Genomic DNA, 15,489 nt, shown 5'->3' on the forward strand with positions numbered 1-15,489 from the left:
GCAGCCGAACGTGATCCGCCGCGCCCGCCCCGACGATGTCGATGCCGTCACCGGCCTGATCCACGGCCTCGCCGAGTACGAGAAGGCACCCGACGAATGCACCGTGGTGCCCGAGCAGATCCACACCGCGCTGTTCGGTCCCCACCCGGCGGCGTTCGCGCACGTCGCCGAGACCGACACCGGCGAGGTCGTCGGACTGGCCCTGTGGTTCCTGAACTTCTCCACCTGGGACGGCGTGCACGGGATCTACCTCGAGGACCTGTTCGTGCGTCCCGAGCACCGCGGGCACGGATACGGCCGCGCGCTGCTCGCTGCGCTGGCCGCCGAATGCGTCGAACACGGCTACAGCCGGCTCAGTTGGTCGGTGCTGGACTGGAACACCCCGTCGATCGGGTTCTACCGTGCGCTCGGCGCGGTGCCGCAGGACGAGTGGACCACCTTCCGGCTGACCGGCGACGCTCTCACCGCGCTCGGCACGGAGGGCGGCAGCTAGCCGTCAGCGGCCGTCCGGGTCCGACCCGTGTTCGGCGTCGGGTGCGTACTCCTCCGCGAGCCAGGTCGTCGTCTGCGGCACGAACAGCAGGACCAGCGCGGGCACGACGATCACCGACAACACGATGCCCAGCACCAGCTGGTGCGAGTCGGTCAGCAACGACCACGCCACCGGCAGCAGCAGCAACTGCGCGACGACCGCGACGGCCCTGCCCCAGCGCTTGCCGCGCAGCAGCGCGATCCCGGCGGCGAGCACACCGCCGAACAGGATGCCCAGCCACAACGCCAGTCCGTATCCGTTGGTGACGCTCTGGTCGTGGGTCCCGGACAGGGCACGCACGACCGAGTACACCGCGAACCCGATCGCGACGATTCCCTCGAGGACGACGAGGGAACCTGCGATGCGCACGGTCGACGGAACGCTGCTGCGGGGGGACTCGATGGGCACCCGGCCAGCGTAGTGGACCCGATCGCGACCACTTAGGCTGATGCTCCGTGCGCGCACTGCTGATCGTGAATCCCCATGCGACGACGACCACTCCCGCGGGCCGGGACCGGCTCGCGCACGCGCTCGGCGGCGCCGTCGCACTCACCGTGGCGCACACGACACATCGCGGTCACGCCGCAGAACTGGCCCGCTCCGCCCACGCCGACGGCATGGACGTGATCGTTGCGCACGGCGGGGACGGCACCGTCAACGAGATCGTCAACGGCCTGCTTGGGTCCCCGTCCGAGCCTGCGGATCCGACGTTGCCGCTGCTGGCCGTCGTGCCGGGCGGTTCCGCGAACGTGTTCGCGCGGTCGCTGGGAATGTCCGCCGACCCGATGGAGGCCACCGAGCAACTGCTCGGCCTGCTCGTCGAGCGCACGCACCGCCGGATCGGACTCGGTCACTGCGTGGGCCGCTGGTTCGTCTTCAACGCCGGACTGGGCCTCGATGCCCAGGTCTGTGAGGCGATCGACATCAGCCGGGACGGCGGCAAGAAGGTCACGACCGCCCGGTACGTGCGGCACGCGATCGCTCAGTTCTTCGCGTCCAAGCGCGCCGAGCCCGCCCTCACGGTCGAATTGCCGGACCGCGATCCGGTGTCCGGGGTCTATTACGCGTTCGTGTCGAATTCGAGCCCGTGGACGTTCCTGGACACGCGCCCGGTCCACACCAATCCGGGCACCTCGTTCGACACGGGTCTGGGCGTCTTCGCAATGCGCACGATGGCCGTGTTGCCGAGCCTGCGCGTCATCACACAGTTCCTTGCGCGGAACGGCGACCCCCGTTCGAAACATCTGTTGCGGGCCGACGACGTGGAACGGGTACGGGTGGTCTCCTCCCGGCCGATCGGTCTGCAGGTCGATGGCGACTACCTGGGCCTTCACGAGGAGGTCGAGTTCGTGTCGGTGCCCGCAATACTCGATGTGGTGGCTCCCGCGCGATGAATTCCAACAATGGGATTATGTGAATTGGGTTACATTTCCGCTGTCAAGGGTGTAAAAAGTTAGATCGGCAACATGCCCGAACACCGGTGGCGTGAGCTTGCCCACGGTCGGGGCGAATTCTATTGACTTCACGCTCGTTCGTGAAAGCATTCACAAGTAACCGCGCGGAAACACATGTCGGACGCGCGCACGAACTTGCAGCAACCAATCACCCCGGTGCGGAGCACCTTCGAAGGAGAGTAGAAGCATGGACTGGCGCCACAAGGCAATCTGTCGCGACGAGGATCCGGAGCTGTTCTTCCCCGTGGGAAACAGCGGCCCGGCCATCGCGCAGATTGCTGATGCCAAGCTCGTGTGCAACCGCTGCCCGGTCGTCGCGGACTGCCTGTCCTGGGCCCTCGAGTCCGGTCAGGACGCCGGGGTCTGGGGTGGAATGAGCGAGGACGAGCGTCGCGCGCTCAAGCGTCGCAACGCCCGTACCCGCGCCCGCACCGCCGTCTAGACAGAGCACGGACGCCACCCTGCCTCACGGCAGGGCGGTCGTCGCAGGGCAAGAGGACAGCCCGGCACCATTTCGGGTGCCGGGCTTTTGTCTGTCCGCGGCAGACCGGGCAGCGCGCCCGGCAGGCCTGCACAGCCCCGGTCAGTTCAGCGGCACCCGGCCCAGCGGCAACCGCAGATGCGCGTCGGTGCCGCCCGACTCCCCCCGCTCGAGCCGCAGCGTCCCGCCGAGCTCCGCAGCGACCAACGTCCGCACGATCTGCAGCCCGAGCCGGTCGGCGTCCTCGAGCACGAAACCTTCCGGCAGGCCCTTGCCGTCGTCGTGGACGACCACGTCGAGCCACCGCGCCGAACGGTCCGCACGCAGCGTCACGGTCCCGTGCGCACCCGGTTCGAACGCGTGCTCGACGGAGTTCTGCACCAGCTCGGTCAGCACCATGACGAGTGGGGTGGCCCGGTCCGCCGGGAACACACCGAGACTGCCTTCGCGTCGCACCCGGATCTGATTGCCCACCGTCGCGACGTCGATGACGATCGGGATCAACCGGTCGACCACATCGTCCAGGTCCACTTCCTCGTCGACGGACATCGACAGCGCCTCGTGCACCAGCGCGATCGACGTCACGCGCCGCACCGCCTCCCCGAGTGCCTGCTGGGCCTCGACGTTCCCGGTGCGCCGCGCCTGCAGCCGCAGCAGGGCCGCGACCGTCTGCAGGTTGTTCTTCACCCGGTGATGGATCTCGCGGATCGTCGCATCCTTGCTCAGCAACGCGCGGTCGCGACGCTTGACCTCGGTGACGTCGCGGATCACCACCGCCGCCCCCTCGAGCCGGCCGCCCGGTGCCAGCACCAGCGCACGCAACAACACCGTCGCACCGCGCGCCTCGATCTCCATGCGCTGACCGATGCGGCCCTGCACGGCACCGCTGAGGTAGTCGGCGACGTCGCCGCTCTCGAACGGGTCGGTGACCAGCGCCCTCGTCGTCTCGATCAGGTCCTGGCCGACCAGGTCGGAGTTCAGACCCATGCGGTGGTAGGCGGACAGCGCGTTGGGGCTCGCGTACACCACGCGCCCCTCACGGTCGAGACGGATGAACCCGTCACCGGCGCGCGGGCTCGACTTGGTGTCCGAGCGGGACTCCGGCGTCGGGAACGTGCCCTCGCAGATCATCCGGTACAGCGCGTCGGCGCATTCCAGATAGGCGGTCTCGAGCGCACTCGTCGAACGACGGGACACGCGCGCCGCATCGCGGCTCAGCACCGCGATGACCTTGCCGTCCCAGCGCACCGGCACGGCCTGGCGGCGCAGCGGCACCGGGTCGTTCGGATCGACGTCCGCGACGACGATCTTGCCGCTCTCGAACGCCTTCCGGACGTACGGGTGCTCGTCCTCGGACACGATCGTCCCGACGGAGTCCTCGGGCAGCACGGTCGAGGCCGTGGTGGGCCGGCACTGGGCGACGCACACGATGTCGCTGGGTTCCGCATTGACCCACAGCAGCACGTCCGCGAACGACAGATCCGCGAGCAACTGCCATTCCCCGACGACCCGTTGGAGATGGTCCACCGCCGCACCCGGCAGGTCGGTGTGCTGGGCGAGCAGGGCACTGAGTGTGGACACCGGTTTCCCGCCGTTCAGGAGATGACTGCGATGAGATCGCCCGCCTGGATGACATCACCCACGGCGACATCGAGCGCGGTGACCGTGCCGGAGGTCTCGGCGATGACCGGGATCTCCATCTTCATCGATTCGAGGATCACGAGGGTGTCGCCCACGTCGACGACGTCCCCCTTGCTCACCACCACCTCGAAGACGGTGGAAACCATCTCGGCGCGTACGTCTTCAGCCATCGAAACCCCAATCCGTGGACGTGACGGCGGACCTGCCGACAGGCCCACCCAACCACACGTGAAACACTGTAATGAACGAGAAAGGAGTCCCGACCATGGGTAAGCGAGGCCGCAAGAAGCGCAGCCGCAAGGGTAACGCCGCCAACCACGGTAAGCGTCCCAACGCCTGAGGCGTAGGCACAGACGTCGAAGGGGCCGGAAAGCACACGCTTTCCGGCCCCTTCGATGGTTCTCGGGCGGTTCGATCGGCCTTCGGCCGTCAGCCCTCCGTCTCGGTGCGCTTCACCACGACGTTCCGGCGGATCTCGATCATCAGGCGTTCCCGCAGCCCTTCGGGAGCGTGCTCGCCCCCGCACTTGCGGCTGAGCAACGATTTGATCTTCTCCTCGATGCCGTACGCCTCGAGGCACGGGCCGCACTCGTGCAGGTGATGCTCCAGCCGCGCGCGGGACGTCTCGTCGCACTCGGAGTCGAGCAGCAGGTACACGTCCGCGATCACCGCGGAGCAGTCGATCGGTTCGAATTCGGTCGGCTCGCTCACCGAGCTCCCCCCTTCTCGTTCGCGGTGTTCGTTTCTGCTGCCGCGGCGACGGCGGCGTCGACCGCGCCGTCCCGGTTGAATCCCCGTTCACGCGCCACGTCGGCGAGCAGGCCGCGCAGCTGCTTGCGTCCGCGATGCAGGCGCGACATCACCGTGCCGATGGGCGTGCCCATGATCTCGGCGATCTCCTTGTAGGGGAATCCTTCGACGTCGGCGTAGTACACAGCCATCCGGAACTCCTCGGGAAGTTCCTGCAGCGCCTGCTTGATCGCGTCGTCCGGCAGCGCGTCGAGGGCCTCGACCTCGGCCGACCGCAGACCGGTGGACATGTGTTCGGCGGTCGCGGCGAGCTGCCAGTCGGTGATCTCGTCCGTCGGATACTGCGCCGGTTGACGCTGCTTCTTGCGGTACGAGTTGATGTAGGTGTTCGTCAGGATCCGGTACAACCACGCCTTGAGGTTGGTGCCTTCCTTGAACGACGCGAACGCCGAGAACGCCTTGATGAACGTCTCCTGGACCAGATCCTCCGCGTCCGACGGGTTGCGGGTCATCCGCAGGGCCGCGCCGTAGAGCTGGTCCAGCATCGGCAGCGCGTCACGCTCGAACCGTTCGGCCAGCTCCGCACCTGACTCTTCGACCACACCGATCCCTTCACTTGCCGTATCCGTGAAGGCTACCGGCCGCGGTGGGCACAGCACAGGCACGCGGTACTCCGATCACTGTTCGATCACTGTTCGTCGTTCACGGTCGTCCCCCGACCGGGGGCGGCCACCCCGGATCAACAACGCGTCCGGGCGAGTTGTTCCCCGTGGCCGGCGCTGTCCTGGAACGTGCGGCCCTAGAGTGTCCGGCATGGCCTCGACCTCCACGCCCGCGACGAAACTGCTGACCCGGGAGAAGGTGTCGCACCGGGTTCACGAATACGACCACGACGCCCGCGCCGCGTCGTACGGCACCGAGGCCGTCGACGTGCTGGGCGAGCGGCTCGGCGTCGAGGCCGCGCAGATCTTCAAGACGCTGGTGGTGAAGCTGTCCGACGGCAAACTCGCGGTCGCGGTGATCCCGGTGCCGGCCAAGCTCTCCCTCAAGGCCGCGGCCGGGGCACTCGGTGGCGGTAAGGCGGTGATGGCCGAACGCGCCGACGCCGAACGCGCCACCGGGTACGTGCTCGGCGGGATCTCTCCGCTCGGCCAGCGCAGCCGGTTGCGCACGGTCGTCGATTCGTCCGCGCAGAATTGGGAGCAGGTGCTGTGCAGCGCGGGCCGCCGCGGGCTGGAAATCGAACTGGCGCCCGCCGATCTGATCCGGCTGACCGGCGCGGTCGTGGCCCCGATCACCGCAGGTCCGTAGCCCTTTCCCTGCCCGATCCTCCACCCGTCGCGACGGGTCGCGATCTCTGTGATGGTTGACACACCTTCCGGAATGAATGTACATTCACTCACAATGAAGGGGCATTCATTCACATCGCGAATCACCCCGCGAACCCGAGCCGACGAGGAGTCACCATGTCCGGATTCGAAGACATCACCTACGAGGTCGAAGACCACGCCGCGATCATCACGATCAACCGCCCGGAGCGCTACAACGCCTTCCGCGGCAAGACGGTCGAAGAACTGATCAAGGCGTTCCGTTCCGCCTGGGCCGACAGCCGTGTCGCCGCGATCATCCTCACCGGCGCGGGCGAGAAGGCGTTCTGCACCGGAGGCGACGTCAAGCAGCGCGCCGAGACCGGCGACTACGGCCCCACCGAGTCCGGCATGTTCGAAATCGGCAACCTGCACAAGCTGATTCGCGACGTCCCCAAGCCCGTCATCGCGGCGGTCAACGGCATCGCCGTCGGCGGCGGTCACGTCCTGCACGTCCTGTGCGACCTGACGATCGCCTCGGAGAACGCGAAGTTCGGCCAGGCCGGCCCGCGTGTCGGTTCGTTCGACGCCGGCTTCGGCTCCGCCTTCCTCGCCCGCGTCGTCGGAGAGAAGCGCGCCCGCGAGATCTGGTACCTGTGCCGCCAGTACGACGCCGCCACCGCCGAGCGCTGGGGTCTGGTGAATTGGGTTGTCCCGCAGGACAAACTGCTCGAGGAGGCCAAGGCGATCGTCGCCGAGATCGCCGAGAAGAGCCCCACCGCGATCCGATTCCTCAAGCAGTCGTTCAACGCCGACACCGACCACCAGGCCGGGCTGAGCAATCTCGCGATGTCCGCACTCGACCTGTTCGGCAAGTCCGACGAAGGACTCGAGGGAGCCAAGGCCTTCGCGGAGAAGCGCCCCGCCGACTTCGCCAAGTACGTCAACGCCTGATCCGCCGGTCACACCCCTCGAAAGGACATTCCGCAATGGGCAACATCGCATTGGTGACCGGCGCCGGCTCCGGTATCGGCAAGGCCATCGCGCTGGCGTTCGCCGCGCAGGGCGACCGCGTGATCGCCGCCGACCTCGATCTCGCCGCCGCCGAAGCCACCGCCAAGGAGAACACCGAACTCATCACCGCTCTGCCGGTGGACATCTCGGTCCGCGCCCAGGTCGACGAACTGCGCGATCGGACCTTCGCCGAGGTAGGCGTCCCCAACGTCGTCGTCAACGCCGCCGGCTGGGACCGGACCGACCAATTCCTCAACGCGACACCGGAATTCGCGGAGAAGGTCGTAGCGATCAACTACCTCGGCCCGGTGCACGTCTGCAGCGCTTTCCTCCCCGGCATGATCGACGCGGGCAACGGGGGCCGCGTGATCAACCTCGCGTCCGACGCCGGCCGCGTCGGCAGCTCCGGCGAGTCCATCTACGCGGGCGCGAAAGGCGGCGTCATCGCCCTCACCAAGTCGCTCGCACGAGAGATGGCCCGCCACGGCATCTCCGTCAACTGCGTCTGCCCCGGCCCCACCGACACCCCGCTGTTCCAGGCGCAGGACGAGAAGCTCAAGGCAGCACTGATCAAAGCGATTCCGTTCCGCCGGCTCGCCCGGCCCGAGGAGGTCGCCGCGCCCGTCCTGTTCTTCGCATCGGAATCCGCGTCGTTCATCACCGGCCAGGTGATCAGCGTCAGCGGCGGCCTCACCATGGCCGGCTGAACCGGCAACCAGGAGGGACGGACACCATGACCGCGTCGTACAACGCCCGGGCCTACCGGGAGTACTTCGAGAACGATTTCACGTACCTCAACGGCTTCCGGCGCAACACCGGGCGGTTCGGGAACCGGATCGCCGTCAGCGATCCGGACACCGGACAGCAGTGGACCTACGCCCAGCTCGGTGAACGGGTGGACCGCATCGCGACCGGTCTCGCGGACGCAGGGGTGGTCGCCGGGGACGTCGTCGCCTACCAGCTGTTCAACGGTGTCGAATTCGCCGAGCTGTATCTCGCCACCCAGGCCGTGGGCGCGGTCGGGTCACCGGTGAACTACCGCCTCGCCGCCGGGGAGACGGCCTTCGTGCTGGACAAGAGCGCGCCGACGGTGTTCGTCTACGACACCGAACTCACCGACACGGTGCGCGAGGCGTTGCGGCTCGCGCAGCACACCCCGAAGGTGATCGTAGCGGTCGGCGACGGCGACCCCGTCGAAGCGGACGGCGCCACCGTGATCCGCTACGGTCACCTGGCCGCCGACCGCGTGGCCCTGCCGCCGCTGCACCGCACGGTGTGGGACGAGACCACCCGCCTCTACACCTCCGGCACCACCGGAATGCCGAAGGGCGTGCCGCTCAACAGCATGATCGAGGTCTTCAGCGCGCACGACGTGATCATGCACTTCCCGCTGACCCCCGAGGACCGGACGCTCAACATGACGCCGTGGTTCCACCGCGGCGGCCTGTACTCCGGCGGCCCGAACCCGGTGTTCTACGTCGGCGGTGAGGTGGTGCCGCTGCGGACGTTCGACGCGGACCGGGTGCTCGATCTCGTCGCCGAGCGCGGACTGACGTTCCTCATCGGCGCCCCCACCAACCTCGCGATGCTCGCCACCGCCCAGGAGGCACGCCCGCGCGACCTGTCCAGCCTGCGCGGCATCGTGACGATGGGCGCCCCGCTCGAACGCGAAGCGGCGCTGCGCTACCAGCAGTTGCTCAACCCCCGGATCTTCAACGGCTACGGCAGCACCGAAGGGTTCTGGAACACCTTCCTGCGGCCGGCGGACCTGCCCGACCGGGCCGGCAGTGCGGGCCGCGCCTGCACCGACGACGACGTCCGCGTGGTCCGCGTGTACGCGGACCGGCTCGCGGATCCGGACGACGTGGTCGCCAAGGACGGCGAGGACGTCGGTGAGATCATCGTCCGCTCCCCCAAGTGCGCCAACGCCTACTTCGACTCCCCCGATCAGGAGAAGGCGAAGTTCCACCGCGGATGGCTGCACATCGGCGACCTCGGCACGTGGGACGCCGACGAATTCGTCACCGTCGTCGGCCGCAAGGACGACATGCTCGTCTCCGGCGGGGAGAACGTCCACCCGGTGCAGGTCGAAGAAGCCCTCAACGCCCATCCCCAGGTGCGGGACTCGCTCGTCGTCGGCGTTCCCCACGACACGTGGGGCCGGATCGTCGTGGCCTACATCGTCGCCGAGGAACCCACCCTGACCGCCGATGCCCTCGACGCCCACTGCCGGGACCACCCGATGCTGTCGTCGTTCAAACGACCGCGCGCCTACCGCTTCGTCGAGTCGCTGCCGGTCAGCGCGACCGGCAAGAAACTCCACTACCGGGCGACCGACACCGCCGCCGGCGAGTACGCCGCCGGCCTGTTCACGACCCCCACGGCCTCGAAGATCGCCCGGTGAGCACCGCCGCACCCGGGCCAAGGACGGACACCATGAACGCACGACTGGAATACGACTCCGAACACCGGCAGTTCCGCGAGGTCGCCCGCGACTTCGTCCGGGACCGGATCACGCCGGTGCACGAGGACTGGGAACGGGCGTCGCGCCTCGACCGGTCCCTGTTCACCGACGCCGGCAAACTCGGGCTGCTCGGTTTCCCCGTCGACGAGAAGTACGGCGGCCCCGGCGTCGACGACTTCCGCTACAACGCCATCCTCATCGACGAGGTCAACCGCGCCGGGAACGCCGCCGCAGGCATCGCGTTCTCCCTGCAGAACGACGTGGTCCTGCCCTACCTCACGGACATGACCGACGACGAGCAGAAGGCCCGCTGGCTGCCCGGCGTCGTGACCGGCGAGACGGTGCTGGGCATCGCGATGACCGAGCCCGGCGCCGGCAGCGACCTGACCGGCATCCGCACCACCGCCGTCCGCGACGGCGACCACTACGTGGTCGACGGAGCCAAGACGTTCATCTCCAACGGACAGAACGGGGACCTGTTCGTCGTCGCGACCCGCACCTCCCCCGACCCGCACAACGGGCTGACGCTGCTCGTCGTCGAGGCCGACACCCCCGGGTTCTCCCGCGGACGCAACCTCGAGAAGATCGGCCTGCACGCCCAGGACACCAGCGAGCTGACCTTCACCGGCATGCGTGTGCCGGTCGCGAACCGGCTCGGCGAGGAGGGACAGGGCTTCCACCAGCTCGTGCACAACCTGCCGCAGGAACGGCTCTCGCTGTCGATCGGCGCGGTCGCCGCCGCGGAGGGGGTGTTCGCGCAGACCGTCGAGTACGTCAAGGAACGCAAGGCGTTCGGCAAGCCGGTGGCCGGCTTCCAGAACACCCGGTTCGTGCTCGCGGAACTGGCCACCGAACTGGATCTGGCCCGCACCTTCCTCGACGACTGCATCGCCGAGCACGTCGCCGGTGAGCTGTCCGCGGCCCGCGCGGCCCGGCTCAAGTGGTGGACGACCGAACTGCAGGTGCGCGTGGCGGACCGCTGCCTGCAACTGCACGGCGGCTACGGCTACATGCGCGAATACGCGGTGTCCCGCGCGTTCGTCGACGCCCGCATCCAGACGATCTACGGCGGCACCACCGAGATCATGAAGACGATCGTCGCCAAGGACCTGGGCATCTGAGACGACCGGTCATCCGAGACGCCGGGCCGAATTGCGTTCCGGAACAACACGATCCACCATCGGAAACGGAGAAGCCATGACTGTCCTCGTCGGACGCGAAGGCCACGTCGGCATCATCACCCTCGACCGTCCCGCCGTGAACGCGTTCGACGAGGAGCAGACCGCCGGATTCGCCGCGGCGGTCGCGGAACTCGGCGCCGACACCCACGTGCGGTCGCTGCTGATCCGCGGGGCGGGCCGGCACTTCTGCGGTGGAGCCGACATCGCGATGATGGACTCCTGGCGGACCGCCCCCGATCGCCGCGAACGTCTCGCCCGTTTCGCCGAGAGCCTCCAGGACGCCCTGGAGACGCTGGCGGAGCTGCCGAAACCGTCGATCGCGGCGATCACCGGCGCCGCGACCGGCGGCGGCCTCGAACTGGCGCTGGCCTGCGACTTCCGCATCGCCGGCACGTCCTCCCGGATCGGCCTGCCCGAGGTCGGGCTCGGGCTGCTGCCCGGCGCCGGCGGAACCCAGCGGCTGACCCGGATCGCCGGGCCCGCCGTCGCCACCCGGCTCGTCCTCGGCGCCGAACTCGTCGACGGAGCGGAGGCGCACCGGCTCGGGATCGTGCACTGGGTTGTCGACGGCGGTGTCGAGGAGGCTGCGATGCGGCACGCGCAGCGGCTCGCGGCACTGCCTCCGGCCGCCTACGGCGCGGCCAAGCGCTGCATCGCCGCCGCACGCGGCACCGACGGTTTCGCCACCGAGATCGACGAGATCGGGCGGCTCATCGAGACCGACGAGACGGCCCGGCTGCTCGAACGGTTCGTGACCGCCGCACGCTGACCGGGCACATCCGCCCGATCGGTACTGTGAATCCACCCATCGGCGACGAGGAGCACCCACCATGACCACCCGAGACGACGCGCTGAACGTCGACGAGGCCGTGCGCGCCGTGCGCGCCCACTCGCGTCGCAAGCAGGTGCTCGAGGCCGCGGTGCGCCTGATGGAACAGACCGGATTCCACCAGATGTCGATGCAGGCCCTCGCCGACGAGGCGGGAGTCAGCGTCGGCCTGATCTACAAGTACTTCGGCGGCAAGGAGGACGTGCTCCTCGCGACCGTCACCTCGATCCTCGACGCCTTCCGCGACCAGCTGGAACCGGCGATGGACGCCGCCGGCGACGACCCGGTCGAGCGGTTGGCGGCGGGCATGCGGCGCTATCTCGAGGTCGTCGACACCAACCTCGACGCGGTGGTCCTGACCTACCGGGAGAGCCGCACGCTCGACAAGACAGGCCGGGAACGTATCAAGGAACTCGAGGTCGCCACTGCGGCACCGCTGCGCGCCACCCTCGAAACCGGCATCGCGTCCGGGGAGTTCAGCCCGGTCGACGTCGACCTCATCGTCTTCGACTTCATGCTCCTCGCCCACGGGTGGGCGCTGAAGCAGTGGCACTTCGGCCGGCACTACACACTCGACGAGTACACGACCCTCCAGATCCGGTTCGTGCTGAACTCGATCGTGCCCGCCGACCGTCGCGAGCGGTACCCGCACCTGCTCCGACTGGCCTAGCGTCTACAAGAGAGCCATCTGCTCGCCGCTCCCGTCGTCGGGCACGAGCAGCTCGGGACCGTTGTTGCGCACGCTGTTGACCTTCGGGGAGACCCGGCGGACGGTGATCGCCGAGACCGCCTCGAGGCTCGGACGGATCAGGTCCGGATGCCCCAGGCTGTCCGGATCCAGCCAGGCGTCCCACCGGTCCGGCGGCAGGATCAGCGGCATCCGCTCGTGGACGTTGCGCAACTGCGCGACCGAGTCGGCGGTGAGGATCGTGGTGCTGACCAGCGGCGCCGCGTCGGGAACCTTCGGGTCGCGCCACACCGCCCACAGGCCCGCCATGCAGATCCGCGAACCGTCCTCCGGGGACATGTAGTACGGCACCTTCGCGGTCTTCCCGTCCGGTGTCGGTTCGACCTGCCACTCGTACCAGCCGTTCATCGGCACCAGGCAGCGCTTGTACCGCAGCGACTGCGCGAACGACGGCTTCGTGGCCACCGACTCGGAGCGGGCATTGAACAGCGGCGCGCTTCTGCCGATCTCCTTCGCGAACGGCGGCACGAGACCCCACCGCATGCGACGGATCCGCCGCGTCACCGGCTCGTCCGGATTCTCGCGATCGTGCCGGGCGACGACGGTGAGCACCCGGGTCGTCGGGGCGACGTTGAAATTGACGGCGTCGAAGTCGGTGGTGCTGTCGCTATTACCGTCTCCTCCCCCGACCGTCTCGTCGATCGCGTCGAGTTCCGCCGCGAGGGTCGCCGGGTCCGCCGTCGTCGCATACCTGCCGCACATAGGGCGAGTCTGACAGCCGGCTCCGACGACCACTTCCCCGCGTCGGACGCGCCGGGTGCACACCCGGCTGCGACGATGGGAGAAGATGGTCGGGTGAGTCTGTGGAGAGCCCCCCGAGCCGAGTCCCCCGTCGACGCGATCGTGACACTGCCCGGATCCAAGTCGATCACCAACCGCGCGCTGATCCTCGCCGCCCTCGCCGACGGTCCCTCGACGATCACAGGGGCCCTGCGCAGCCGCGACACCGACCTGATGATCGCTGCCCTGGGCGGACTGGGTACGACGATCACCGAGCGTGACGGCGGCACCACCCTCGACGTCGTTCCCGGCGACCTGCACGGCGGCGAGGTCGCCTGCGGGCTCGCCGGCACCGTCATGCGGTTCGTGCCGCCGCTCGCGGCACTCGCCGACGGGGACGTCTTCTTCGACGGCGACGAGCAGGCCAAGACCCGGCCGATGGGAACCGTCCTGGACGCCCTGCGTTCCCTCGGCGCCGACATCGACGGCGAGCGGCTGCCGTTCACCGTGCACGGCGCCGGCGCACTGCGCGGCGGAACCGTCACCATCGACGCGTCCGGGTCCTCGCAGTTCGTCAGCGGCCTGCTGCTGTCGGCCGCCCGCTACGACGAGGGCGTCACCGTCCGGCACAGCGGCGAGCCGGTGCCGTCGATGCCGCACATCGACATGACCGTCGAGATGCTGCGCGCCGCCGGTGTCGACGTCGACACCGCCGACGCGAACACATGGCGTGTGGCGCCGGGCCCGATCCGGGCGATCGACGTCGAGGTCGAACCGGACCTGTCGAACGCGACGCCCTTCCTCGCCGCCGCGGCCGTCACCGGCGGCACGGTGTCGGTCCCGATGTGGCCGAAGTCGACCACGCAGGCCGGCGACGCGATCCGCGAGATTCTCGAGCGGATGGGCGCGACCGTCACCTGGTCGGACGGCACCCTGACGGTGCGCGGCCCCGAGCGGCTCACCGGCATCGACATCGACCTGCACGACGTCGGGGAACTCGCCCCGACCGTCGCCGCCCTCGCCGCTCTCGCGACGACCCCGTCGCAGCTGCGCGGCATCGCGCACCTGCGCGGCCACGAGACCGACCGGCTCGCGGCGCTGGTGACCGAGATCGCCCGGCTCGGCGGATCGGCGACCGAAACCGAGGACGGACTGCGTATCGAACCGGCCACCCTGCACGGCGGCCAGTGGCAGTCCTACGCCGATCACCGCATGGCCACCGCCGGGGCGATCATCGGTCTCGTCGTCGACGACGTCGACGTCCACGACATCGGCACGACCTCCAAGACGCTGCCCGGATTCGAGTCGCTGTGGGCGGCGATGTTGACGGGAGCGCGCTCCTGAACCGGCGGCGCCGCCAGTACGACGAGTCCGACGTCCGGGTCCGCCCGGGCAAGGGCTCGCGGCCGCGCACCAAGGATCGACCCGCCCACCTCGACGCCGTCGAGGGCATGGTCGTCTCCGTCGACCGCGGTCGCTGGGGCGTGGTGCTCGGCGGCGACCCGAAGCGCCCGATCGTGGCGATGCGCGCCCGCGAACTCGGCCGCACCCCGATCGTGGTCGGTGATCTCGTCGGCGTCGTCGGCGACCTGTCGGGCCGTCCTGACACGCTCGCGCGGATCGTGCGGGTCCACGACCGCGAGACGGTGCTGCGACGCACCGCCGACGACACCGATCCGTTCGAGCGGATCGTCGTCGCGAACGCGCAGCGGCTGCTCATCGTCGTCGCGCTCGCCGATCCGCCGCCGCGGACCGGTCTGGTCGAACGTGCGCTGGTCGCGGCCTATGCCGGCGGACTGACCCCCGTGCTGGGCCTGACGAAGTCCGATCTCGCCGACCCCGCCGAGTTCACCGCCCAGTTCGCCGATCTGGACCTGCCGGTGATGCTCGTCGGCAAGGACGACGACCTGACCGAGCTGACCGAGCTGATCACCGATTCGGTGACGGCGCTGATCGGGCACTCCGGCGTGGGCAAGTCGACGCTGGTCAACCGGCTGGTGCCGGACGCGGCCCGCGCGACCGGCGAGGTCTCCGGCGTCGGCAAGGGCCGGCACACCTCGACCCAATCGGTCGCTCTGCCGTTGCCCGGCGGCGGCTGGGTCGTCGACACCCCCGGCATCCGCTCGTTCGGGCTCGCGCACATCTCCGCGGAGAATGTCGTCGCCGCGTTCTCCGACCTGGCCGAGGCAGTGGAGGACTGCCCGCGCGGGTGCACCCACCTCGGCCCCCCGGCCGACCCGGAGTGCGCGCTCGACAACCTCGAGGGCAAGTCGTTGCGCCGCGCCCAGGCCGTGCGGGGACTGCTCACGGCGCTCACCGAGAACGAAGCCTGGTGACGCGGATCGGCCCCCGGCTCCGAAAAGGAGCC

General features: G+C 69.1%; 19 protein-coding genes. 13 read left to right on the plus strand and 6 right to left on the minus strand.

The annotated features are described in order from the left end of the window. The first annotated feature begins 10 nt into the window (after positions 1-10). Positions 11-493 (plus strand): N-acetyltransferase family protein, encoded by a 483-nt coding sequence (locus ACWDUD_RS05310; protein WP_450108589.1) that lies wholly within the window; start codon positions 11-13, stop codon positions 491-493. Between the two features lie 3 nt (positions 494-496). Here ACWDUD_RS05310 and ACWDUD_RS05315 read toward each other — a convergent pair whose 3' ends face one another. Then, the gene (locus ACWDUD_RS05315; RefSeq protein WP_450108590.1) at positions 497-940 is read right to left on the minus strand and encodes a hypothetical protein; all 444 of its coding nucleotides are present in this window, start codon (positions 938-940) and stop codon (positions 497-499) included. Between the two features lie 47 nt (positions 941-987). Here ACWDUD_RS05315 and ACWDUD_RS05320 point away from each other — a divergent pair, with 47 nt between their 5' ends. After that, positions 988-1,926: a diacylglycerol/lipid kinase family protein gene (locus ACWDUD_RS05320; protein ID WP_450108591.1), complete on the plus strand. Its 939-nt coding sequence runs from the start codon at positions 988-990 to the stop codon at positions 1,924-1,926. A gap of 247 nt (positions 1,927-2,173) precedes the next feature. Then, a complete protein-coding gene (locus ACWDUD_RS05325; RefSeq protein ID WP_068157905.1) occupies positions 2,174-2,428 on the plus strand; it encodes a WhiB family transcriptional regulator in 255 nt (84 codons plus the stop codon). A gap of 141 nt (positions 2,429-2,569) precedes the next feature. Here ACWDUD_RS05325 and ACWDUD_RS05330 read toward each other — a convergent pair whose 3' ends face one another. Continuing rightward, complete coding sequence (locus tag ACWDUD_RS05330) at positions 2,570-4,048, minus strand: sensor histidine kinase (protein ID WP_450108592.1); 1,479 nt, start codon at positions 4,046-4,048, stop codon at positions 2,570-2,572. Positions 4,049-4,062: 14 nt separating this feature from the next. Next, positions 4,063-4,278: a biotin/lipoyl-binding carrier protein gene (locus ACWDUD_RS05335; protein WP_450108593.1), complete on the minus strand. Its 216-nt coding sequence runs from the start codon at positions 4,276-4,278 to the stop codon at positions 4,063-4,065. Between the two features lie 95 nt (positions 4,279-4,373). Here ACWDUD_RS05335 and ACWDUD_RS05340 point away from each other — a divergent pair, with 95 nt between their 5' ends. Next, positions 4,374-4,448, plus strand: a complete 75-nt coding sequence (locus tag ACWDUD_RS05340) for a 50S ribosomal protein bL37 (RefSeq protein WP_022597109.1) — start codon at positions 4,374-4,376, stop codon at positions 4,446-4,448. Positions 4,449-4,537: 89 nt separating this feature from the next. On the opposite strand, the gene rsrA is transcribed toward ACWDUD_RS05340, so the two are convergent. Together rsrA and ACWDUD_RS05350 are read right to left on the minus strand one after the other, a co-directional pair. Then, entirely contained in the window at positions 4,538-4,819 is a 282-nt protein-coding gene (rsrA, locus tag ACWDUD_RS05345) for a mycothiol system anti-sigma-R factor (RefSeq protein ID WP_197252776.1), read from the minus strand. Next, positions 4,816-5,460, minus strand: coding sequence for a sigma-70 family RNA polymerase sigma factor (locus ACWDUD_RS05350; protein WP_450108594.1), 645 nt, complete (start codon positions 5,458-5,460; stop codon positions 4,816-4,818). Before ACWDUD_RS05350 ends, rsrA begins: the two co-directional genes overlap by 4 nt. Before the next feature lie 211 nt (positions 5,461-5,671). On the opposite strand from ACWDUD_RS05350, the gene ybaK reads away from it, so the two are divergent. The 7 genes from ybaK (at position 5,672) to ACWDUD_RS05385 (ending at position 12,323) form a co-directional block, all read left to right on the plus strand. Continuing rightward, positions 5,672-6,169: a Cys-tRNA(Pro) deacylase gene (gene ybaK, locus ACWDUD_RS05355; protein WP_197252774.1), complete on the plus strand. Its 498-nt coding sequence runs from the start codon at positions 5,672-5,674 to the stop codon at positions 6,167-6,169. A 155-nt stretch (positions 6,170-6,324) separates the two neighbouring features. After that, complete coding sequence (locus ACWDUD_RS05360; RefSeq protein WP_197252773.1) at positions 6,325-7,119, plus strand: enoyl-CoA hydratase-related protein; 795 nt, start codon at positions 6,325-6,327, stop codon at positions 7,117-7,119. Between the two features lie 35 nt (positions 7,120-7,154). Then, the gene (locus tag ACWDUD_RS05365; RefSeq protein ID WP_197252772.1) at positions 7,155-7,886 is read left to right on the plus strand and encodes an SDR family NAD(P)-dependent oxidoreductase; all 732 of its coding nucleotides are present in this window, start codon (positions 7,155-7,157) and stop codon (positions 7,884-7,886) included. Between the two features lie 26 nt (positions 7,887-7,912). Continuing rightward, entirely contained in the window at positions 7,913-9,583 is a 1,671-nt protein-coding gene (locus ACWDUD_RS05370; protein ID WP_450108595.1) for a class I adenylate-forming enzyme family protein, read from the plus strand. Between the two features lie 32 nt (positions 9,584-9,615). After that, positions 9,616-10,764, plus strand: a complete 1,149-nt coding sequence (locus ACWDUD_RS05375) for an acyl-CoA dehydrogenase family protein (RefSeq protein WP_450108596.1) — start codon at positions 9,616-9,618, stop codon at positions 10,762-10,764. A 76-nt stretch (positions 10,765-10,840) separates the two neighbouring features. Continuing rightward, positions 10,841-11,593: an enoyl-CoA hydratase/isomerase family protein gene (locus ACWDUD_RS05380; protein ID WP_450108597.1), complete on the plus strand. Its 753-nt coding sequence runs from the start codon at positions 10,841-10,843 to the stop codon at positions 11,591-11,593. A gap of 61 nt (positions 11,594-11,654) precedes the next feature. Then, on the plus strand, positions 11,655-12,323 hold the full coding sequence (locus tag ACWDUD_RS05385; RefSeq protein ID WP_450108598.1) for a TetR/AcrR family transcriptional regulator: 669 nt from the start codon (positions 11,655-11,657) through the stop codon (positions 12,321-12,323). Positions 12,324-12,326: 3 nt separating this feature from the next. Here the strand turns inward: ACWDUD_RS05385 and ACWDUD_RS05390 are convergent, their stop codons facing one another. After that, a complete protein-coding gene (locus ACWDUD_RS05390) occupies positions 12,327-13,103 on the minus strand; it encodes an SOS response-associated peptidase (protein WP_450108599.1) in 777 nt (258 codons plus the stop codon). Between the two features lie 75 nt (positions 13,104-13,178). On the opposite strand from ACWDUD_RS05390, the gene aroA reads away from it, so the two are divergent. Next, on the plus strand, positions 13,179-14,465 hold the full coding sequence (aroA, locus tag ACWDUD_RS05395) for a 3-phosphoshikimate 1-carboxyvinyltransferase (RefSeq protein ID WP_450108600.1): 1,287 nt from the start codon (positions 13,179-13,181) through the stop codon (positions 14,463-14,465). After that, a complete protein-coding gene (gene rsgA / locus ACWDUD_RS05400; protein WP_450108601.1) occupies positions 14,432-15,457 on the plus strand; it encodes a ribosome small subunit-dependent GTPase A in 1,026 nt (341 codons plus the stop codon). The genes aroA and rsgA overlap by 34 nt, the downstream gene beginning before the upstream one ends. Positions 15,458-15,489 lie beyond the last annotated feature (32 nt).

This window comes from Rhodococcus sp. NPDC003382, from assembly GCF_053589135.1.